This window comes from Kordia sp. E (genome assembly GCF_056033805.1).
Window position 1 is genome coordinate 215,394 of sequence record NZ_JBRASR010000002.1, and the last position, 23,012, is coordinate 238,405.

17 protein-coding genes are annotated in these 23,012 nt (G+C 33.3%); 7 read left to right on the forward strand and 10 right to left on the reverse strand.

Translation table 11 applies throughout. The annotated features are described in order from the left end of the window. Window positions 1-66 precede the first annotated feature (66 nt). Both ACUUYC_RS03775 and ACUUYC_RS03780 read right to left on the reverse strand, forming a co-directional pair. Window positions 67-1,176, reverse strand: a complete 1,110-nt coding sequence (locus ACUUYC_RS03775; protein WP_474264010.1) for an ABC transporter permease — start codon at window positions 1,174-1,176, stop codon at window positions 67-69. Window positions 1,177-1,190: 14 nt separating this feature from the next. Beyond that, a complete protein-coding gene (locus ACUUYC_RS03780) occupies window positions 1,191-3,317 on the reverse strand; it encodes a carboxy terminal-processing peptidase (RefSeq protein ID WP_474266351.1) in 2,127 nt (708 codons plus the stop codon). A 237-nt stretch (window positions 3,318-3,554) separates the two neighbouring features. On the opposite strand from ACUUYC_RS03780, the gene surE reads away from it, so the two are divergent. From surE to ACUUYC_RS03805, 5 genes are all read left to right on the forward strand, one after another. Further along, window positions 3,555-4,334 (forward strand): 5'/3'-nucleotidase SurE, encoded by a 780-nt coding sequence (gene surE, locus ACUUYC_RS03785; RefSeq protein WP_474264013.1) that lies wholly within the window; start codon window positions 3,555-3,557, stop codon window positions 4,332-4,334. Further along, window positions 4,324-4,617 carry a hypothetical protein gene (locus ACUUYC_RS03790; protein ID WP_474264016.1) on the forward strand — a complete coding sequence of 98 codons (294 nt, stop codon included), beginning with the start codon at window positions 4,324-4,326 and terminating at the stop codon, window positions 4,615-4,617. The genes surE and ACUUYC_RS03790 overlap by 11 nt, the downstream gene beginning before the upstream one ends. Window positions 4,618-4,623: 6 nt before the next feature. After that, entirely contained in the window at window positions 4,624-5,730 is a 1,107-nt protein-coding gene (gene lpxB, locus ACUUYC_RS03795; RefSeq protein ID WP_474264018.1) for a lipid-A-disaccharide synthase, read from the forward strand. A 12-nt stretch (window positions 5,731-5,742) separates the two neighbouring features. Beyond that, window positions 5,743-6,258, forward strand: coding sequence for a C40 family peptidase (locus tag ACUUYC_RS03800; RefSeq protein ID WP_474264021.1), 516 nt, complete (start codon window positions 5,743-5,745; stop codon window positions 6,256-6,258). 188 nt (window positions 6,259-6,446) lie between these two features. Then, window positions 6,447-8,495: a ComEC/Rec2 family competence protein gene (locus ACUUYC_RS03805; RefSeq protein ID WP_474264023.1), complete on the forward strand. Its 2,049-nt coding sequence runs from the start codon at window positions 6,447-6,449 to the stop codon at window positions 8,493-8,495. Between the two features lie 2 nt (window positions 8,496-8,497). Here ACUUYC_RS03805 and ACUUYC_RS03810 read toward each other — a convergent pair whose 3' ends face one another. The 4 genes from ACUUYC_RS03810 to ACUUYC_RS03825 all read right to left on the reverse strand — a co-directional run bounded on the left by ACUUYC_RS03810 (window position 8,498) and on the right by ACUUYC_RS03825 (window position 14,409). Continuing rightward, window positions 8,498-9,046 carry a thioredoxin family protein gene (locus ACUUYC_RS03810; RefSeq protein WP_474264025.1) on the reverse strand — a complete coding sequence of 183 codons (549 nt, stop codon included), beginning with the start codon at window positions 9,044-9,046 and terminating at the stop codon, window positions 8,498-8,500. Window positions 9,047-9,181: 135 nt separating this feature from the next. After that, on the reverse strand, window positions 9,182-10,777 hold the full coding sequence (locus ACUUYC_RS03815) for a peptide MFS transporter (protein WP_474264027.1): 1,596 nt from the start codon (window positions 10,775-10,777) through the stop codon (window positions 9,182-9,184). Window positions 10,778-10,791: 14 nt separating this feature from the next. Next, complete coding sequence (locus tag ACUUYC_RS03820; RefSeq protein WP_474264029.1) at window positions 10,792-12,201, reverse strand: peptide MFS transporter; 1,410 nt, start codon at window positions 12,199-12,201, stop codon at window positions 10,792-10,794. Window positions 12,202-12,237: 36 nt separating this feature from the next. Beyond that, the gene (locus tag ACUUYC_RS03825; protein WP_474264031.1) at window positions 12,238-14,409 is read right to left on the reverse strand and encodes a S9 family peptidase; all 2,172 of its coding nucleotides are present in this window, start codon (window positions 14,407-14,409) and stop codon (window positions 12,238-12,240) included. 314 nt (window positions 14,410-14,723) lie between these two features. On the opposite strand from ACUUYC_RS03825, the gene ACUUYC_RS03830 reads away from it, so the two are divergent. Both ACUUYC_RS03830 and ACUUYC_RS03835 read left to right on the forward strand, forming a co-directional pair. Beyond that, window positions 14,724-16,049: a hydroxymethylglutaryl-CoA reductase, degradative gene (locus ACUUYC_RS03830; RefSeq protein ID WP_474264033.1), complete on the forward strand. Its 1,326-nt coding sequence runs from the start codon at window positions 14,724-14,726 to the stop codon at window positions 16,047-16,049. Beyond that, on the forward strand, window positions 16,049-16,951 hold the full coding sequence (locus ACUUYC_RS03835; protein WP_474264035.1) for a GYDIA family GHMP kinase: 903 nt from the start codon (window positions 16,049-16,051) through the stop codon (window positions 16,949-16,951). Before ACUUYC_RS03830 ends, ACUUYC_RS03835 begins: the two co-directional genes overlap by 1 nt. 396 nt (window positions 16,952-17,347) lie before the next feature. Here ACUUYC_RS03835 and ACUUYC_RS03840 read toward each other — a convergent pair whose 3' ends face one another. The 4 genes from ACUUYC_RS03840 to ACUUYC_RS03855 all read right to left on the reverse strand — a co-directional run bounded on the left by ACUUYC_RS03840 (window position 17,348) and on the right by ACUUYC_RS03855 (window position 23,007). Next, the gene (locus tag ACUUYC_RS03840; protein WP_474264037.1) at window positions 17,348-19,459 is read right to left on the reverse strand and encodes a peptidylprolyl isomerase; all 2,112 of its coding nucleotides are present in this window, start codon (window positions 19,457-19,459) and stop codon (window positions 17,348-17,350) included. Window positions 19,460-19,555: 96 nt separating this feature from the next. Continuing rightward, window positions 19,556-20,833, reverse strand: coding sequence for a hemolysin family protein (locus ACUUYC_RS03845; protein ID WP_474264039.1), 1,278 nt, complete (start codon window positions 20,831-20,833; stop codon window positions 19,556-19,558). Window positions 20,834-21,052: 219 nt separating this feature from the next. Further along, window positions 21,053-21,628, reverse strand: coding sequence for an LPS export ABC transporter periplasmic protein LptC (lptC, locus tag ACUUYC_RS03850; RefSeq protein WP_474264041.1), 576 nt, complete (start codon window positions 21,626-21,628; stop codon window positions 21,053-21,055). A 5-nt stretch (window positions 21,629-21,633) separates the two neighbouring features. Then, window positions 21,634-23,007: a hypothetical protein gene (locus ACUUYC_RS03855; RefSeq protein ID WP_474264043.1), complete on the reverse strand. Its 1,374-nt coding sequence runs from the start codon at window positions 23,005-23,007 to the stop codon at window positions 21,634-21,636. Window positions 23,008-23,012 lie beyond the last annotated feature (5 nt).

Genomic DNA, 23,012 nt, shown 5'->3' on the forward strand with positions numbered 1-23,012 from the left:
GTTTATATCAATGTTATTCGCGGTTCTAATTTTCAAATTCAAGTTCGTCTTCAATTTCAAAAAACATTAATTCTTCACATCCAATGCATCTCGCAATGCATTACCAACTAACATAAAAGCCATTACTAAACTCATAATAGCAATTCCTGGAATGATAGCCAAATATGGTTTTCCAAGAATGATATAACTATAATGGTCTTTAATCATTGCTCCCCAACTTGGCATTGGCGGTTGCGCTCCAATTCCTAAGAAACTTAGTCCACTTTCAATTAAGATTGCTGCGGCAAAGTTTGCAGCGGAAATGACAATAACTGGCGCCATGATGTTTGGCAAAATATGTTTGATGATAATTCTAAAATCGTGATAACCCAAAGCACGTGCCGCAGTTACATATTGCATTCGTTTTACACTTAAGACTTGCCCACGGACAATTCTGGCAACTTCAACCCACATGGTTAATCCTACTGCAACAAATACTTGCCAAAAACCTTTTCCTAAGGTTAGTGTAATTGCAATTACCAATAATAAGGTTGGAATTGACCAAGTTACATTGATGATCCACATAATCACTGCATCTACTTTCCCTTCAAAATAACCAGCCAAAGCTCCTAATGAAATACCAATTAATAATGATATAAATACTGCTACAAAGCCAATAGTAAATGATATTCGCATTCCAATTAACATTCTACTCAGTACATCTCTCCCATATTTATCCGTTCCTAAACGAAATGTTTTTTGTTGGATGAATTGTGCTGGAACTTCACTAGCATTTGTCAGTTTGGGGAATGAAGTTAGTGGAATTTCTTTTTCGATTCCAGCAACGACTCCATCTGAATATTCTGTGACAAAAAGTGCATTCTTTTCTATTCTGTAGTTTGAAATTGGAATTTCAGTAGCTGTGTTTTCTTTCCCAAAAAAAAGTGTACTCAGAAAACTTTCCTCAACTTCTTCAGCTGGTGGAATTGTTAGCATTTGAACCGAAAATCCAGGTCTTTTAGAATGAATTGATAAATGCATTTGATTTGCATTTTTCGTATCATCAGGTGTAAAAAGATAAGCAAAGATTACAATGAATGCGCAAAGTACAATAAAACCAAAACTCAAAACGCCCCAAAAATTCTTTTTGAATTTCTGGAGCGCTAATTGTGCTAATGAATTTGAGTTTCTACTCATTAATATCTTTTATATTATCCTTTTACAACAGCTCTTTTTCTTTTTTTGATGTTGTTGATTTGGATATCACTTAATACGTTAATTGCTTCTTCTACGTAAACATCTTTAGCTAAATCTTCATGCCAAGCTTTACGTTTTCTTTGCAATGAAGAATCTTTTTCCATTAATAATTCTTCATAAGGCAATGATGTGAATACTAATTTTGTATCATAATCAGAAAGTGCTTTAAAACGTTTTGCATAGTCCTCATCTGCTTCTGCTTCTTTTCTATACACTGCATAATTTAATGGATACTCGTTGTCATCACGACGCTTACGAATCCATTTTGCATTTTCTTCAATCAATTTCAATTGCGCATTATTTGACATACGCGCTTTACTCTTTTCGATAGTTTCTTCGTATCCTATATATCCATCCCAAACATCATACGATGCAGGATCAATTCGATCCCAAGGTAATGGATTTTCTTGATCTTTTTCACCGATGTCAATAAAACTATATTTATCAACCACAACAACATCACTTTTCACACCTTCTAATTGTGTTGAACCACCATCAATTCTATAGAATTTTTGAGTTGTTAATTTTAAAGCACCAACATTACTATCGCCACCTCTAATGAATCTGTTTAAGTCAACTACATTCTGTACTGTTCCTTTTCCATAAGTTTGCTTACTTCCAATTACAACAGCTCTTTTGTAATCTTGTAATGCTGCCGCTAGAATTTCTGAGGCTGAAGCTGATAATTCATTTACTAAGATCACTAAAGGTCCGTCCCATTGTATGCGACTGTCTTCATCACTTAGCACTTCTTTTCCATCTATAGAACTTTTCACTTGAACAATTGGTCCGTCTTTAATAAAGAAACCTGCCATATCTACTACAGTTTTCAATGATCCACCGCCATTATTACGAAGATCAATAACTAAACCTTCCATGCCTTCTTTTTTCAAACGCTCAATTTCTTTTTTCACGTCACTTGCGGCATTTCTGTTGTTATAATCTTGAAAGTCTACATAGAATTTTGGCAAATTAATAACTCCAAATGTTCTTTGATTTTTCTTAACAACTGCTGATTTAGCATAAGTTTCTTCAATCTCTACTAAATCTCTTTTGATTGTAATTACATCTATTGAACCATCAACCTTTTTCATTGTTAAGGTTACTTTTGTTCCTTTTGGTCCTTTGATAAGTTTTACAGCATCATCTAAACGCATTCCCACAATATCAATCGGTTCTTCACCTTCTTGTGCAACTTTTAGAATGATATCTCCAGCTTCTATTTTTTTACTTCTCCAAGCTGGTCCACCAGAAATTACTTCAAATATTTTTGCACCTTCTGTACGTTTTTGTAATCGTGCTCCAATTCCTTCTAAGGTTCCAGACATGCTCATATCGAAACGATCTTTGTCTTCTGGTGCTAAGTAAGAAGTATGCGGATCAAATTCTTCTACAATTGTATTTACATAAATGCTAAACCAATCTTTACGTTCTAAATCGCCCATTAAGTCAAAAAACTCAACGTATGTTTTTGTTGTAGATTCACGTGCTTCTTTTTCTAAAGCAACATCATCTTTGATTGCATATGACTTGTCTTCTTTCTTTTTGTTTTGCTCAATTTCAAGTTTGATGTCGTAATTCGCTAAGGTTGAGAATTTCAACTCTTTTCTCCAACGCTCTTTCAATTCTTTCACGTTTGCAGCAAAAGGTAATTTTTCATAATCACGATTAATCGTTTCATCAACTGTAAAATCGAAAGGTGAACCTAGTAATTCTTTTTGAAACTCCTTGGCTTCTGCCATTCGTTTTTCCAATCGTGTATGCACTAAATTGAAGAACTTTACGCCTGGTTCTTTGATTTCATCATCAATTTTATCTTTGTACGCTGCAAACTCTTCAATATCTGACGCTAAGAAATAACGTTTCATTGGATCAACTGATCCTATAAAATCGTTGTATACATTCTCAGAAAATTCATCATTAATATCTTGCGGATCAAAGTGCCATCTATTCAACACATAAGAAATCAAGTCTACTAAAGTTTTATCCTTTTCTGGATCATCAAATGACTTTTTCGCAAAGCCGCATGACACCATTGCAAATACTAATAGTGCCACTAAGTATATTTTATTCCTTCTCATAAACGCTCGGATTTTCACACATTTTATTTTTTTCATTCGCATTAATTAGCGTGTTATTCTTTTTCAACTTGAGTACTTTAGGAGTAATCAATGCTAATCATTTTAATATTCCACTAAAATAATGAAAAAACCATGCCATTTTTTAACAATCTTACTAATTTTTTGTTAAAGATAAAATGCTATGTATGTAATAAGTAAAATGCGTACTTTAGCAGTCGAAAATGAAGTACTTTTTATATGAAAGATAAACCGTTAATTTTAGTTACCAACGACGATGGTATTACCGCGCCAGGTTTGCGCGCATTAATCGATGTTATGAATGAGTTAGGCGATGTATTCGTTGTTGCTCCTGATAGTCCACAAAGTGGTATGGGACACGCTATTACTGTAAACTCAACTATTTACTGCAATGCCATCACTATTGATGATGGACCACAAATTGAATATTCTAGCTCTGGAACACCTGTTGATTGTGTGAAGTTAGCCGTGAATGAAATTTTGAATCGTAAACCTGACATTTGTGTTTCAGGAATTAATCATGGTTCAAACTCGTCTATTAATGTAATTTATTCAGGAACGATGAGTGCTGCCGTAGAAGCTGGTATTGAAGGAATTCCTGCTATTGGTTTTTCGCTACTTGATTATGATTGGGAAGCCAATTTTGAAGCGACTAAGAAATACGTAAAGACAATTACTAAAAAAGTGCTAGAGCACGGTTTGCCCGAAGGTGTTGTGTTGAACGTGAATTTCCCTAAATTGAAAGAGAAAGAAATTAAAGGAATTCGTATTTGCAGACAAGCAAAAGCATACTGGGCAGAAGATTTTGATAAACGCACCAATCCGCATGGGCGCCAATATTACTGGCTTTCTGGAAAACTTGTAAGTCAGGATAAAGGTGAAGATACTGATGAATGGGCATTGGCAAATGGATATGTTTCCTTAGTTCCTGTTCAGTTTGATTTAACAGCACATCATGCTTTTCAAAAACTTAATAGTATAGGATTTAATGAAAAATAAAGAGATCATTATCGGAATTATTGTTGGATTGATTTCAACAAGTATTGGAACACTTTTTTATTTACTATACATAGGAAATCAACGAAATGCTTCTTTTGATGCCATTTGGGATTTTGCAATTTCTACTGGTCAAATTAGTTCGGTAGTTGTGTATGGAGCTGCATTGAACTTTTTAGCATTTTTTGGTTTTTTAAAGTTTAATAAAGAAGCCAGCGCCAAAGGCGTTTTGATTGTTACAATTGTTACCGCTGTATTAGTTTTATCGCATAAGTTATTGTTTTAAAAAGTTATGAAGTATTACATTGTTGCAGGAGAAGCTTCGGGAGATTTACATGGTTCTAACTTGATGAAAGCCATTGTAAAGGAAGATCCAAATGCCGATTTTAGGTTTTGGGGCGGAGATTTAATGCAAGCAGTTGGTGGTACTTTGGTAAAACATTATAAAGAACGTGCTTTTATGGGATTCATTGAAATTATCATGAATCTTCGTAAAATTTTGGGCATGATGTCTTTTTGCAAAAAAGATATTGCCGCATTTCAACCAGATGTTATTATTTTAATTGACAATTCGGGCTTCAATCTTCCTATTGCTAAATGGGCAAAGAATGAAGGTTTTACAACAAATTATTATATTTCTCCACAGGTTTGGGCAAGCAGAGCTAGCAGAGTGAAGAATATTAAAAAGTACGTTGATAAAATGCTTGTGATTCTTCCTTTTGAAAAAGAATTCTACAAGAAATATGACTGCGATGTACATTTTGTTGGACATCCATTGTTAGATGCAATCGCAGACAGACCACAAATAAATGATGCCGAATTTAGAGCTACACATCAACTTGATGATAGAAATATTATTGCATTATTGCCCGGAAGTAGAAAGCAAGAAATTAAAAAAATGTTGTCTGTAATGCTGTCTGTTGTGAATGATTTCCCTGAATATCAGTTTGTAATTGCTGGCGCGCCAAGTCAAGAAAAAGCATTTTACAATCAATTTATAAATGATTCGAATGTAAAATTTATAGATAATAAAACCTATGATTTGTTGAGTGTTTCCCATGCAGCTTTGGTTACTTCTGGAACAGCTACACTTGAAACTGCTTTGTATAAAGTACCGCAAGTTGTGTGTTATAAAGCGAGTAACATTTCATATCAAATTGCAAAACGAATTATTACGCTAGCATATATTTCTTTGGTGAATTTAATTATGGATAAAGAAGTTGTAAAGGAACTTATTCAAAACGATCTTAACACTAAAAATCTAAAAGTTGAATTAACTAAGATTCTAGATGCAGCTACTCGTAAACAATTATTTTCTGACTACTATGATTTAGAGCAAAAATTAGGTGGAAAAGGCGCAAGTGCTAACGCAGCAAAGTTGATTGTTGAAAAAAATTAAGTACATTACCGCATGATTAAAAAACTACTATTCCTTCTTCTTGCTTTTTCTGTATTGTCTTGTGGTTCTTCAAAGAAAACTACATCTAAACGAACCGTAAAGACAAAAACGACCAAAACACGTTCCAATAACAAACGATCTTCTAGTAAATCAAACGCAATTGTTGCTACAGCTTTAAAATACAAAGGAACACGTTATAAGTATGGTGGAACTACGAAAAAAGGAATGGATTGTTCTGGCTTAATGTATGTCACTTTTAAAAAGCATCAAGTTGAGTTGCCAAGAGTTTCTTATCAACAAGCTAAACGCGGTAAAAAAATTGGAAAATCGTCTGTTAAGAAAGGTGATTTACTTTTCTTTAAAACGAACAAAAACAAAAATCGAATCAATCATGTTGGTTTGGTTGTTGAGTCCAAAAGAGGCGTTATCCGATTTATACATTCTACCACTTCAAAAGGTGTATTAGTTTCTACTTTGGATGAACGTTATTGGAAAAATGCTTTTGCCGAAGCAAGAAGAGTTCTTTAAGGTTTAAGAAAATAATTCAACATTAACTTTCTTTATTCTTTTATTAAAATTACAATCTAAATACTCAATACTAACTTCTCAGAACTCTTTTTACAACGCTTATTAATTTTACACTACGCTTATACAAAATATAACCTATAAGCTCTTTTTATTACCTACTTTATTCAAGTAATTGATAAATGTTTGTAATGAAATTATTCGACTTTTTGATCACTAAAGTTACATTGTACCTGATTATTGGAATTATAATTGGTTATCATTTTTCTATTCCTATAAATTTTAATCTTGCATGTTTTAGTGTTGGATTTTTCTTATCATGTATTTTCTTTTGGAAAGCACAAAAGCAGTTTTTACAAACAACATATTTTGGAATTATTGCTTTTTTGACTGCAATTAGTTTGGGAATTCTGATTGAAAATTTTCATCAAGAAAAAAATCATTCCACACATTACACTCAACTTTCATTACAACAACTAGAAACTTCAAATAGCACCATTCAAGTTCGAGAAGTTTTAAAGTCTACCAACTATTATCATCGCTATATAGGTGAAGTTTTACTAAACGATAGTTTGCACGTTTCTGGAAAATTATTGATTCATGTGCAAAAAGATAGTGTTTCCAAGTTGCTTCACGTAGATGACATTTTATATACATACTCTACCTTAAAAGAAGTTCGCACACCATTAAATCCTACCAATTTTAATTATAAAACATATTTAAACGATCGTTATATTTTTCATCAATTGTATTTGAAAACTGACGATTTTATTATTGCAAAAAATACTCCAAAGACTATTTATGGATATGCAGAAACAATTCGAAATCGGATTCATGAAAGCTTAGTTGCGAATCATTTTTCAGCAGATGAATTAGCTGTTATAGAAGCACTTTTATTAGGACAACGCCAACATATTTCTAAAGAGTTACAAAGTAATTATGCAAATGCTGGCGCTATTCACATTTTGGCAATTTCTGGATTACACATTGGAATTATTGTATTATTATTAAATTTTTTATTGAAACCCATAATACGTTTTAAGTATGGGGAAATCATAAAATTACTCTTAATGCTTTCTATTTTATGGAGTTTTGCAGTCGTCTCAGGATTGTCCGCTTCTGTCGTTAGAGCTGTAACAATGTTTACAGCCATTGTCGTTGCAACATATTTCCGAAGGCAAACAAATACGTTTCAGGTATTAATGATTTCCATGTTTTTCTTATTGGTTTGCAAACCGCATTTTATTTTTGATGTTGGTTTTCAATTGAGTTATGCCGCCGTTTTTGCTATTGTTTGGCTACAACCTTTGTGGAAGAAACTCTGGAATCCGAAATCATGGTTTTTTAAATCGTTTTGGAGTTTACTTACTGTAAGTCTATCGGCTCAGTTAGGCGTTTTACCATTGAGTTTGTATTATTTTCATCAGTTCCCTGGATTGTTCTTCGTGGCAAATTTGACCATTATTCCTGTACTTGGGATTATTTTGATTACTGGAATTTTAGTCATTATACTCGCCTATTTTGAAATATTGCCTGCATTTTTGAGCACAATATATAGTTATATCATTCAGCAAATGAATCATTTTATTGCATGGATTGCTTCACATGAACAGTTTTTATTTGACGATATTTTTATCAGTTTATTTCAAATGATTGGTTGCTATTTGGTGATTATTGCGTTTGCAAATTATTTCCATCTTCCGAAAGGGAAGCACTTAAAAATTGCATTAATGAGTATTTTAATGTGTCAAGGTTTATGGTTTTTAGACCGTTTTCAATATGCACCAAAAAATACTTCTTTCACCGTATTTCATCAACATAGAAGTTCTGTTTTAGCATTTCAACACAAAACAGATTTACATATTTTTCATGAATTGGACAGTATCGCTTTCGCGAAGAATTATATCATACGACAACAAATGTCACAACGATTTTTAACTTCCACAACAGTTGACAGTATTCAAAATGTATATCAATTAGAAGATGATTATGTGTTACGAATTGATAGTTTGGGCGTGTATGAATCATTAAACTTTACACCAAAATATGTATTGTTGACAAATTCGCCAAAGATTAATTTTGAGCGCATGCTTGAAACGCTTCAACCCAAATTCATTATAGCAGATGGAAGTAATTATAAAAGTTATGTAGCACGTTGGAAAGTTGCTGCTGCAAAACAAAAAATCCCTTTTCATGCTACATATGAAAAAGGATTTCTGTTTATTTATTTGAAAAAGTAAACTTAGCTTTTGAATTCGTATTTAAATGTTTCTTGATATTTAGCCCAGTCTTCTTTAGAGACTACTTCTTTATATTTATCTGTTTTGAAAAGCTTTAAGTATACTTCAATTTGTTTTGGCAACAAGTACCCAGATATTGGCGCAATGAGTTTAAAATCTTCATCAAAGAATACCATTGTTGGATATGCACGAACACTTAAATAACGAGCAAATTGATGTTGTGCATTTCGTCTGTTTTTCTTTGCAGGATCATAGTTTGGATTTGTAAATGTATTTCCTTCATAAATCATACTTGAATCGCCTTCTGCATTGAATTTGATTGCATAATAGTTTTCGTTGATATACTTAGCTACATCAGGATTCCCGAATGTGTTTTTGTCTAACATTTTACAAGGTCCGCACCAAGTTGTATATACATCCATGATCACTTTTCGCGGTTCTTTCTTCATTAATTCTTGTGCTTCTTCCATCGTTACCCAATTGATTTTTTGGGCGTTCACCGTCGTAATACTTACTAAAAGTACTGCAACTATAGCTATTATATTTTTCATTTGTTTCATCTTTTCTTTTTGTCAGTCGCAAAGTTTGTGCCTTCTTTACGAATGCTATACAATTTACAAATTGCAATGTATTAAAAAAGCGTTTCTCAGAGAAAAACGCTTTTTTAATATATATGTTGTTTTTATTTATCGAACACCATGCATTAGTTTTTTAACTACTGGCGTTAATGCCATTACTAATAATCCTGCTCCGATTGGTACTGCTGTGAATATTAAGAAGAATGTACTCATATCGTATTGTTCTGTAATAGAGTCAATCATTCCTCCCATAGAACCTGCTGCTTTGTTTCCTAAACCAATAGCGATGTACCATAATCCGAACATCATTCCGATTTTGGCTGCTGGTACTAGTTTAGATACATAAGACAATCCTACTGGTGATAAACTCAACTCACCTAACGTATGGAATAAATAGGCTAAGATTAACCAAATCATACTTACAGAAGCGGTTGTTGCTCCTTGTGGAATTGACGCTGAACCATATGCTAATATTGCAAATCCGACTCCAAGTAATACTAATCCCATTCCGAACTTAACAGTTGCTGGCGGATTGTATTTACTTTCCCAAATTTTAGAAAATAAAGGCGCCAACGTAATGATAAAGAATGAATTTAAAATAGAGAACCAAGATGCTGGCACTTCCGTTTTTACTTCACTAAATTGATTGTTTAGCATCCAAAGAACAATTATCCATATAATTACGAAACTTGTTCCAAGAAATATGTTTGAGAGTGCATATTTGCTAAATGTGATTTGAAATAGCTTGAATAATACATAGGTAATTATGAGTAGTGGAACTACTGTGAGTAATGTATTTGCAACTCTAAAGATATTGGCGGCATTTCCTTCTAATATTCTTTCTGTATAATCGGCTGCAAAGATAGTCATAGAACCACCTGCTTGCTCAAAAGCTGCCCAAAAGAATACTGTAAAGAACGCGAGTATCCCAACTACAATGTAACGATCACGTTGAACATTAGCTGGTGTTACTTCTTTTTCAAATTTCTCAATTTCAGTTTCTTCTTCAGTTGTATTTCTGTCTTCAATTGCATCTTCATAGTCAACTGCTTCCGATGGCGATAATCCTACTTTTCCAAATATTTTTTGTGCAAACCAGAATTGTAACATTCCAAAGAACATAAAAACTCCTGCTAATCCGAATCCATAATGCCAACCAACATTTTCTCCAATGTATCCACATAGTAAAATTCCGATAAACGCTCCTGCATTTACACCCATGTAGAAAATTGTGAATGCTCCATCTTTTTTATCTTGTGCATTTACATAAATTCCACTGATTATAGAAGTAATATTCGGTTTAAATAAACCATTACCAGCTACTAAAAGTCCTATTCCTGCGTATAATCCCCAAGGTGTATCAAAAGCCATTGCGGCATGTCCTAAGGTCATTATTGCAGCTCCAATAGCAACTGCTTTACGGTATCCTAAAAATTTATCTGCTAGAAGTCCACCTATTATTGGTGAGAAGTATACTAACATTGTATATGTTCCGTATAATCCTAAGGCATCTGCTCTAGCCCATCCCCAACCGCCTTCCATCAAAGACCTTGTTAAGAATAATACTAAGATAGCACGCATTCCGTAGTACGAAAAGCGCTCCCACATTTCTGTAAAGAATAATACAAATAATCCTGATGGATGTCCCATCAATAACTTTCGGTTCATTTCAGAACCTTCAAATCTATATTTACTAGTACTCATATAGTCTTTATATTTTAGTTATCAGCTAATTCAAAACCTTCTGCTTCTTCATGCATGGTTCTTTCATTGTCTTCAGCACCATGTGTCAATGTTTCCAGTTTCTTTCTAAATAACATAACTAATAATCCAAATACTACACAGAATACTGCAATCCCTGTAAAGATTGTATATTCTCCTAAGCTTTCAGAAGCTTCTCCTAGAATTCCCGCTAATTTGTTTCCAAATCCTGTCATCGCAAAATATACACCCATCATTAACGATGCGTACTTAAGTGGTGCCAGTTTTGTAATGTATGATAATGCAACTGGAGAGATACATAATTCTCCAACCGTATGGAATAAATATGCTAATACTAACCAGTACATTGCAGAACCTCCAACACCGTCAACAATTGGTCCATTAGAATTAAATTCTGCTGCTGCAGCTGTCATAAAGAAGAATCCTGCTCCCATAATGATTAACCCAAGAATCATTTTGAATAATGAGGTAGAAATTTTTCCTTTTAACTTTCTTGATGCCCAATATCCCGCAACTAACGTTCCTAAGAAGATGATAAACATTGCATTTAATGACTGGAACCATGAAGCTGGCACTTCCCAACCCATTAACAATCTGTTTGTTTTATCAGCAGCATAAAGATTCATTAATCCACCTGCTTGCTCAAAAGCTCCCCAAAATACAATTACCAATAAGAATGATATAAATAATACTATAATTCTATCTTTCTCAATTTTTGTTAATGGTTTTTTCATTGCTTCTTTTTCAGCAGCATTTTCAGAAGTCCCTAAGAAGTTTCCAACATGTGATAAGTATTTTTGACCTACTAAGTATTGTAATAATCCTAATGCCATTCCTATTCCGGCTAATCCGAAACCATAGTGCCATCCGTGAACTTCACCAACATATCCTACAATTAAACTTGATAAGAAAGCTCCAACATTAATTCCTATGTAGAATATTGTAAATCCTTTGTCTCTTCGGATATCTCCTTGTTTGTACAATCCACCAACCATCGTTGAGATATTTGGCTTTAACATTCCTACACCAGCGATGATTAATCCTAAACCTGTGTAAAACGCCCATAACTCTTCAACAGCTAAGATACTGTGACCAGCAACTAGTAAAATTCCTCCGTAGAGTACAGATTTCTTTTGTCCTAAAAATTTATCTGCAATCCATCCACCTGGAATCGACATTACATATACTAACATTGTATATGTTCCATAAAGCGATAATGCTTCTCCATTTGTCCAGCCAAGTCCAGCATTATCTCCTTGCGTTTGTGCTACAAGATATAATACTAAGATTGCTCGCATTCCATAATACGAAAAACGTTCCCACATTTCTGTGAAAAACAACACGTATAATCCTACTGGATGTCCAAATAGCTCTTTTTGATGAGCTTGTTTTACTGAGTTTGTCATTATTTTAAATAGTTTGGGTTAGTATATTGTTAGAAATTATTTTTTAAGTAACGTATTCTCTATGAATTTTGTCATTTTCGTATATAAGTGTAAACGTGTATAACCACCATAGATTCCATGATTTTTATCAGGATAAACCATCCAGTCAAATTGTTTGTTTGCTTTGATTAAGGCATCAATCATACGCATTGTGTTTTGTACATGTACGTTATCATCACCTGTTCCGTGAACAATTAAGTAATCTCCTTTTAATTTTTCCACGTGATTGATTGGCGAATTGTCATCATATCCACTTGCATTTTCTTGTGGTGTTTGCATGTAACGTTCTGTATATATTGTATCATAAAAACGCCAGCTAGTTACTGGTGCTACTGCAATTGCCATACTAAATACATCATTTCCTTTTAAGAGACAGTTACTTGACATGAATCCTCCGTAACTCCATCCCCAAATTCCGATACGATCTTTATCAACATACGAACGTTTTCCTAATTCTATAGCTGCATCAATTTGATCTTCTACTTCGTATTTTCCTAATTCTTTATAAGTTACTTTTTTAAAGTCTGCTCCTTTAAAACCTGTTCCACGTCCATCAACACACACAATAATTACACCTCTTTGTGCTAACATTTGAAACCAATAATCATTACTACCATTCCAACTATTCTTCACTTGCTGCGAACCTGGACCTGAATATTGGTACATGAATACAGGATGTTTTTTTGAAGCGTCAAAGTTTGCAGGTTTTATCATCCAAGCATTTAACTCATGACCTTTTGCTGTTGTTAATGTAAAGAATTCTTTTTTAGACATTTTATAGTTGTCTAATTTTTCTTTTACGTTCGCATTGTTTTTAATTTCTTTCACCAATTTACCATTCTTTGCTAGATGCAATGAATATTCTGGTGGTGTTGTTGCACTTGAAAACGTATTGATATAATATGTGAAGTCTGCACTAAATTTAGCAGCATTTGTTCCGTCTTTTGCAGAGAGTCTTTTCTTTTTCTTTCCATTAATTTTAATAGCATAAATATCTCTGTTAACAGAACCATTTTCTACAGATTGATAATATATAATATCATCTTTTTCATTGTATCCATAGTATCTAGTTATTTCCCAATTACCTTTGGTTACTTGGTTGATCAGTGTTCCGTCTTTTTTGTAGTGATAAATATGGTTGAATCCATCTTTTTCACTTGTCCAGATGAAACTATTGTCTGCCAAAAACGTTAAGTTATCGGTAATATCAACATATGCTTTATCTGTTTCTTTGATTGCGATTGCTGTTTGATTTGTAGCTGCATTGTACATAATCAAATCCAATTCATTTTGATGTCTATTGATTACTTGTACACTTAATACAGCTGGATCATTTGTCCATTTAATTCTTGGAATGTAGAAATCAGTATAGTTCCCTAGATTGATTTCAGATGTTTTTCCAGAATTTAAACTGTATAAATGCAATGAAACGTCTGCATTTTTCTCTCCAGCTTTAGGATATTTAAACACATGTTGTTTAGGATATAATTGACTTCCATACACGTCCATTGAAAACTCAGGAACGGCTGTTTCGTCAAAACGAATAAATGCAATATGATCACTTGCTGCGTTCCACTGAAAAGCTCTTACAAAACCAAATTCTTCTTCATACACCCAATCCGTAACTCCATTGATGATTTTATTATTAACACCATCTGTTGTGATTTGTTTTTCCGTTCCGGACATTAAATCTTTTACATAGATATTGTTTTCATAAACGTAAGCAACCTTTTTTCCGTTAGGAGAAAAGGTTGGCTCTTGTATTTTTTTATCTGAAATCTTTGTTGCTTTTTTTGATGCAATATCATACACGTAAAAAATCCCTAATGTAGACCTTCTAAATACTGCTTCTACGTTTGTTGCTAATAACAATTTACTTTCGTCATCACTGAAACTATAAGAAGAAAATGAATTAATTTCCGAAAGATCGCCAGCACTTACAATGGTTTCAACTTTCTGAAGCGTTTTGTAATCGTATTTGTCAACAGAACCCGACCTTCTATTGAGTATCGTATATTGTTGTCCGTTGTTCATTGAATGCAACACGTCCATTCCACGAGTTCTAAAAGCACCACTCCAAATTTCTTCTAATGTAATTTCTTTTTGCTGTGCTATTGTAAAGTTCGTTAGCCCCAAAAAGACAAAAAGAAAAATATATTTTAATTTCATTCGTGTTAAGTTTTTAAGAATATGCTTATTGAAAGCCTATTATTTTGAGTAATTTTTAATTCTAAGGCTGACAATATACAAATATCAAGCAAGTACCACAAAAATCAAACCTTAAATTATAATTCAAAGAAAATGATTCTTTTTAGCCATCATTAGCAGTTAATTTGCATTAAACACGCTATAAAATATTCACTTTGAATCACTTTTGATGCTAAAAGCTTTGTTTTTCATCTATATTTTAGCGCATTGGAAGTAAAATTGTACTTTTTCATTGTGTATCTTTGCGACATCTAACGGATATTAAACCCTTTTTTATGATTGCTCCCATTGCTGGATTTTCAAAACTTTCCAAAAGCGAAAAAATTGAATGGCTTGCTACTACCTATTTTCAAAACAACGAAACAGTTATTGATACGTTGCAGAAATACTGGAATTCAGATGAGATATTACAAAAGTTACACGATGAGTTTATAGAAAATACCATCTCTAACTTTTATCTTCCGTTAGGAATTGCGCCTAATTTTTTGATTAATGATCAATTATATGCTATTCCAATGGCAATTGAGGAAAGCTCGGTAGTTGCTGCTGCAAGTAAAGCTGCAAAGTTTTGGCTTGACCGTGGTGGATTTAAAACTACAGTAGTAAGTACAGAAAAAGTTGGACAAGTTCACTTTATGTATTTCGGCTCGACCGAAAAACTACAAGCATATTTTAATTCCGTTAAAGCTGAATTATTTGCTTCCACACAACATATTACACAAAATATGGAAAAACGTGGTGGTGGAATTACGGATATAGAATTACGAGATAAGACAACAGAACTCGACGGATATTTTCAGCTGCACTGCACTTTTGAAACAGTTGATTCTATGGGCGCAAACTTTATAAATTCATGTTTAGAACAGTTTGCCAAAACATTTAAAGATACCGCACAGTCATTTGACGCTTTTTCAGAACAAGAAAAATCGATTCAGATTGTGATGAGTATTCTTTCTAATTATGTTCCAAATTGTATTGTAAAAGCTGAAGTGAGTTGTCCTGTAAGTTCTTTAACCGAAGGAGAAACAATGGACGCTGATGAGTTTGCTGCTAAGTTTGTTCGTGCGATTCAAATTGCGAAAGTAGAACCATATCGTGCTGTGACACATAATAAAGGAATTATGAACGGAATTGATGCCGTTGTGTTAGCTACCGGAAATGATTTTAGAGCTGTAGAAGCCGGAATTCATGCATATGCTGCAAAAGATGGACGTTATTCGAGCTTAACACACGCTGAAGTAACTAATGGTATTTTCAAATTCTGGATAGAAATTCCATTGTCGTTAGGAACTGTTGGTGGATTGACTTCTTTACATCCATTGGTGAAATTAGCTTTAGAAATGCTAGGAAAACCAAATGCAAAGGAATTGATGCAAGTTGTTGCCGTTGCTGGATTGGCGCAAAATTTTGCTGCGATTCGTTCATTGGTTACAACAGGAATCCAAAAAGGACATATGAAAATGCATTTGGTGAATATTCTAAACCAATTGAAAGCTACAGAAACAGAGAAAAAACATTTTATTGAGTTCTTCAAAGATAAAACCGTTACGCATAGTGCCGTTGTAAATGCATTTAACGCGTATAAAGTAGCTCAAGCCTAATGAATTTCTATAGCAACGGAAAACTATTGTTAACAGGCGAATACGTCGTGTTAGATGGCGCAAAAGCTTTGGCAATTCCGACAACATACGGACAATCATTAATGGTAACACCAATTGAAGCTTCAAAATTAGTTTGGGAAAGCGCAGACACCAATGGAGTTGTTTGGTTTCAGAATGATTTTGACTTGAATTCTATTGCTCCTGATACACAATATACTGACGAAGTTTCTCAAACTTTAAATAATCTTCTGGCGGAAGCCAAACGCTTGAATCTTGAATTTTTAAATAACACAACAGGTTTTCATATAAAAACCACCTTAACATTTCCTCAAAATTGGGGATTAGGTTCTTCATCTACGTTAATTCATAATATAGCGCTTTGGGCAAATGTGAATCCGTTTACACTACTTTGGAACGCTTTTAAAGGAAGTGGTTATGATATTGCTGCTGCAAAGCATAATACTCCAATTGTGTATCAACTTGAAAAGAAGAAACCAATTGTTACCGAAGTTAATTTTAATCCTTCTTTTAGCGATCAATTATACTTTGTGCATTTAAACAAAAAACAAAATAGTAGAAATGCTATCAATAATTATAATAATCGAAAAGGAAAGATTGCTAATGAAATTAAAATCGTTAACGCGATTACTTCTGAAATGATTACAAGTTCGTCTTTGGTTGATTTTAATTTATTATTGAAAGAACACGAAGCTATTATTGCAGATATCATTCAAGAAATTTCTGTGCAAGAACGTTTGTTTCCAGATTACTTTGGACAAACTAAGAGTTTAGGCGCTTGGGGCGGCGATTTTATTTTGGCAACAGGAAATGCTGATACTCCAAATTATTTTCAATCGAAAGGATATGAAACGATTGTCCCTTTTGATGAGATGATGCTTTAATGAACCTGACTTCTACTTAAGTCCAAAATTACACAAGAATCTTTCAGTAACGCTCATTTTTGTCTTGACACAAAAACGAGCCAAAAAAGTCAAGACGATCTATAGGAAATTGCTATGCAACATTCGCTCATGCGTTTCATGCTTGAAGCTTTGCTTCGCAGTTCCACTTTTCCCTCATTATTTCTGAAGATCGTCGCACAAACAAGCATTCACCAATTTAGAAAAGAACTCTACTTGTTTATACATATTGAAGAGAAGGTAATCAAATTAATATATTATTAAAGAGTGTGATTCCGAAATAAATACAAAATAACAAATAGCACTATAAAAAAAGCCTGTAAATTACTTTACAGGCTTTTTAGCATTCTATGATTAGAATGTTATTTTATATATTTCTTAGTAGAAAATAGATCTGTTATCTTCAATTTCAGAAGCACTTTTCAACGCATTGAAAACTGTTCCTGTTGCGCTTGAAGCTCTCTGATTTCTTAACATATTCATTTCTGCTAAGTAACTATCTTTTGCTGCTGCTGGCGTATTTTTTACAACTTCAATCATGTACACACCTTTTTTCCCAGCGATTAGTTTTGATGTTGTTCCTTCAGCTAATGCAAATGCTGCTCCAACTACTTTTTTCTCTTCTCCTGCTCCTGGAATTACAGGTGCACTCATTGATAAAGAAGTTGCTGTTTGAACTTGCAAACCGTTCGCTGACGCTAAGTCTGTTAATGTAGTTGCCGTATTGTTAGATTTGATCATTTCAGCTTTTTTGTCATCTCTTAAGTACTGAATAACACGTGCAGAAGCATCTTCTACAGTTGCTAATCCTTCAGCATGTTTTTGAGTTAACTGAACTACTACAAATCCGTTTCCAACAGAAAAACGCTTGATATCTCCTGTTTTTGTTCCAGGCTCAAATGTCCAACGTACAATTTGACGTTGATCTGTTACGATTCCAGAAATTCTTGAATCTAACGTTTTCATTTTATTTACAGGCTTTACTTCGTAGTTGTTTGCTTTAGAAACTTCTACAAAAGCATTATCGCTTTTTCCTGCATCTGCTTCAAATTTTGAAGAAGTTGTGAATAAATCACTTAATGATTTTTCAGAAGACTCTACTAGTTTTGTAACTGTTACTAGTTTTATAGCTTTTTGCTGATTTTTTTGTTCTTGAATTTCAATGATGTGGAATCCGAAAGGAGATTCTACAACATCCATATCACCAGTTTTATTTCCAAAGATGTATTCTTTGTATGCTGGCGTTAATCCTGAAAGGTTAGAATACCAACCTAAATCTCCACCTTTATCTTTAGAACTGTCATCTGACATTTCTTTTGCGATACTAGCAAATTTAGATTTGTTTCTTTTTACGATTGCCAAGATACTGTCAGCTTGTTTTTTAGCTTCATCTTTAGTTTTCTTTAAATCAGGATCTGCTCCAGCCGAACCTTGAAAACGAATTAAGATATGTCTGTTCTTTACAGAATCAGGCATTTGCTGTGCTTCAACAACTTTAGAAATTTTGTATAAGTCTCCAACTTTGTATGGGCCGAATACTTTTCCAACTTCAGTTGCATATAAATTTTCCGCTACATCTTTAGGCAATTGATTTTTGTATAAAAATGTACTAGCTTCATTCGTATCTGTGTTTTCAATTGCATATCCTTCGGCTTCAGTTGAAGCTTCAAAAGCTGTAATCATATCAGCGATTTCAGATTTTGCATTGTCTTCATCTTCTTTAGAAGGCTTTTCTTCAAAATATACATATTGAATATCTCTTGAAGCATCTTCTTCAAACAAAGATTTATGATTGTTGATATAGTTTTTGATATCACTTTTCTTAATCTCTACATCTTCATTCTTTACCGTATTGTAAGGAATTTGAACATATTTGAAAGTTACTTTATCATTTTCTAAACGATATGCTAACTCTCCTTCTTTTACCGTTGCAATTGAACCTGATTTTACTAAGTTGTAGTAAAGGTTTTGTTTTGCTTGACTGATAAAGAATTCCTCTGTTGCTAACCAGCTTTGATACTGTGCAGCTTTTGTAGGATCATCTTTGTCATTTTTTGTAGCTTCAAGTGTATTAATATATTCTCTTAGCTTTCCTTCTACAAAAACTCCTGCTTCATCTTGAAATTGAGGATTGTTTGTGAAGTTTGGATTGGTAATCATTAAGTTCCAGATTTCATCTTTCTCAATAGTGATTCCTAATTCGTCTAATTGCTGAGAGATTAACTCAGTTCGTAGTTGTTGATCCCAAACATTATTTACCACTTGAATAGTAGACTGGCTACCTCTAGCTTGGTTTAATACATTTTCTACATTGTTACTAAAGCTTCTGTATGGAATGCTTTCTCCGTTTACTAATCCTATTTCGCTTGGTTGCTTTGCTCCGTTATCTGAGTTTGTAAATACGTCTGAGATTACGAAAGCAAATAGCGCTAATCCAATGATTAAGATTAAAACTAATGTACGTTGTCTAATTTTTGCAAGAATTGCCATTTATCTTCAATTTTATGAAATTCAGTGGGCGAAAATACAATTTCCTACTAAATAATAAAAGAAGAACCGCGTATTAATTCGTTTATTTAATGGATTTTAATCTTCTGAAAGAATTTGTAGTTGAATTGTATCAATTTTTGTATTGGAAACTTCTAGGATTGTGAACTTTACATTGTTGATAATGATGACTTCATCTTTTTGAGGAATTTCTTCAGTTTCGCTCACAATAAGTCCTCCAAGTGTCTCGTAATTTTCATTTTCTGGAAGGTTTAGCTTGTAGGTTTCATTGATGTAATCAACTTCCAATCGGGCAGAAAACATGTATTCGTATTCTCCTATTCTTTTTTCGAGCAATTCCGTAACATCATGTTCATCTTCAATTTCACCAAATAGTTCTTCTACGATATCTTCAACCGTAATGATTCCGGATGTTCCACCATATTCATCTAAAACGACAGCAATACTTTTATGTTTTTTTGTGAGCACATTTAGCACATCGTTTGCCAACATTGCTTCAGGCACAAACACAACAGGTATTACTATGTTTTTGATTGTTTTTGGTTTTTTAAACAATTCAAACGAATGCACATATCCAATGATATCATCAATACTGCTTTTATAAACTAGAATTTTAGAATATCCAGTTTCAGAGAAGAGTTTTGCTAAACTTTTGGTTGTTTCGCGTAATTCGATTGCTACAATTTCCGTTCTTGGAATCATAACTTCTCTCGATTTTACCGCAGAAAATTCTAATGCGTTTTGAAATATTTGAATTTCGGAATCTACATCTTCATCATGATGCGTTGCTTCCATTTGTTCTGTAATATAGTCTCCTAATTCAACTTTACTAAATTCTAATTGTACTTCATCTCCTTCTGTTTTGAAGAATTTTTTTAGCACAACATTCGATATCCACATTACAAATTCTGAGATCAACCAAAATAGTTGATAGAACATGTACGCTGGAATTGCTAAGAATTTCAAGAACTTGTTAGCATATACTTGAAAGAATACTTTTGGAAGAAATTCTGCTGTAAATAAGATAACTAGTGTTGATATGATTGTTTGAAAAAGCAACTCATATTCGGAAGTTATGTATTGATTGAGCCAAGCAGTTTCATGTACCCAACTTAGCAACAGTTTCCCCATAAAAATACCATAGATTACTAATGCTATATTGTTTCCAACTAGCATTGTTGCTATGAATTTAGAAGGTTTTAATGTAAGTCGAGTTAATACTTTTGCAAGAATTCCCTCTTGCTTTTTTTCGAGTTCAATGTGAATTTTATTCGCAGAAACGTATGCGATTTCCATTCCGGAGAAGAAAGCTGAAAACAGTAATGCCGTTATGATAATGAGCAACTGTGGTTCCATTTATTTTTGATTTTTTCGCTCTTCAAATTTTTTCCCGTAGTGTCTTCTAAAGAGAAACATAAGAAATGATATTACTGCAAACGCAATGAATATATATGATTCTGTTCCTACATTCCACAATTCTATTGCTTTATATGTAGCTAATACGGCTACTATAAGGTACAAATATTTTGTATAACTTAATATTTTCACGGCTTTTAGGTTTTGTTAGTATCGTATTTATTTGTCTTTTTCGTCAATAGGAATTGTACTGTCATAGATTTCATGTGCCTCCATAACGCTAAGATCTCTATTAAAATCTATTCCATTTGTTCCTTGTAGCAACACGCCATACTCATTACTTATTTTGAATTTTCCTTCTGTAAAAATCCATTCCCTGTCTTGATCCCAAAATAATTGAGGTGCTTCTAAAACATCTCCTTTATGCGTAGTAAGCGTTACATTCCCTTGTAAATCTACTAATCTTGTAGCACTATACAAAATTGCATATTCAGCAGTTATTGTGTTTTCATTGTTTTGTTCGTCAAAAAACTTTACTTCAACTCCATTTGGAAATTCTGAAAAAGGGAATTTTTGATTGGAAAAATCTTTATTATAAGGACTTCTTAGCGTAGATTTTACTCTTCCTGAATCTGTATATACTAAAAACATGTTTTCAGCTTCACCAGCTGGAAAACGCTTTGTATACGATAGCTTTTGAATTTCACTATTGTAACTGCCTTGACATGAAAAAAGCATTGTCACAGCGAATGCTGTGACAATGCAATATAAAATATGTTTTGTATATATATTCATTTGTTTTATAAACTTGGAACTCTAACGCTTCCGCCAATCCAACAGTTTAATGGAACTGATTCTCCACCTTTGTATCCTTTGTTAAAGATATCTGACTTACTTGGTGCTGATTTCATGTATGAGTTTACAGTTCTTGAAGCGATACTTTTTAATGATGGATCTACTTGCCCAGCTTTTCTAGCCATTTCTGCAGCTTTCCAGTATCCTGCTCTTTTTGAGAACTCATCTTTTCCACATTGGTTTACACTTGAAGCGTATAGTTGTGCAATTTTCAAATATGCACTTCCTAATGATGGATTGTTTTGTACAGCATCTAAGTAATACTTTCTAGCTTTTGATTTCTGACCTCTTTTCTTAGCCTTGTCAGCAATTTTGTATAATAACTTTCCTTTTCTAATTGGATCAGTTTCCATACTTAATGATTGCTTTAAGTACTCTTCAGCTTTTGCTGCATTTCCTTTTCTTGCATAGATTCCAGATAAATATCTTTTAGAGTTTGCAGATGGCTCTAATGCATCTACTGCTTCTACTAATTCTACGAATAATGGATCTTCATCACATCCTTTAGCATCTAATCTTCCGGCTGCTCTTTTTAACCAAAGTGCATTACTTCTGTTAGCGTCAAAGTTTTTTCTAAATAACGGAATTAACGTTTCACATGTAGATACTTTTTCGATTAAAGATTCCATGTTACCAGAGAAAATTGCAATTGCTTTTACATTTGTATCTGCAATTCTTTCTTTTCTTTTTTCTTTAGACGTTAAGTCTTGTCCAGCATCTTTTTTAGCGATCAACCCATTTTTAGTTTTTGCTAATCTTTCACTTTCAGATTCAAACTTTTCGTTTAATTCTTCATACTTCTGGATTAAGTTTTCTAAAGCGATACCTTGATTTCCTCCTTTATACATGTTATAGTATAATTCGAAATACTGGTATAATGATTTTGGATTCTTGAAGTTTGCCAAGTCTGTCTTGAACGCTTCATCGAATATATCATATTGGCTTTTAGTAGTTCCTATTTTGTGATCTACCATTAATGTTCCTATTTTCCCAAGGATATCTCCTTTTTTAGTTTTAGCTGGAACATTAGCCATTCTGTCTTTATATAATTGAATCAATTCTTCAACAGCAGCTTTCTTATCTCCGCCAGTTTTGATTTTATTTTTATAAATTCTTTCACCGTACGCATACAATGCAGAGCTTATTGTTGGACAATCTTTTCTTAATTCGTTTAATTGTGTTTCTGCTTCAGCATAGTTCTTAGCTTTAGCGTTTTCAGCAAATAGGGATAACTTTGTTTTGCAATCTTGAGCATTTAAAGTTGTGAAGCTTGTTATCGTAAACAATCCTGTTACTAATAATGTAAAAATCTTCTTCATTTCTC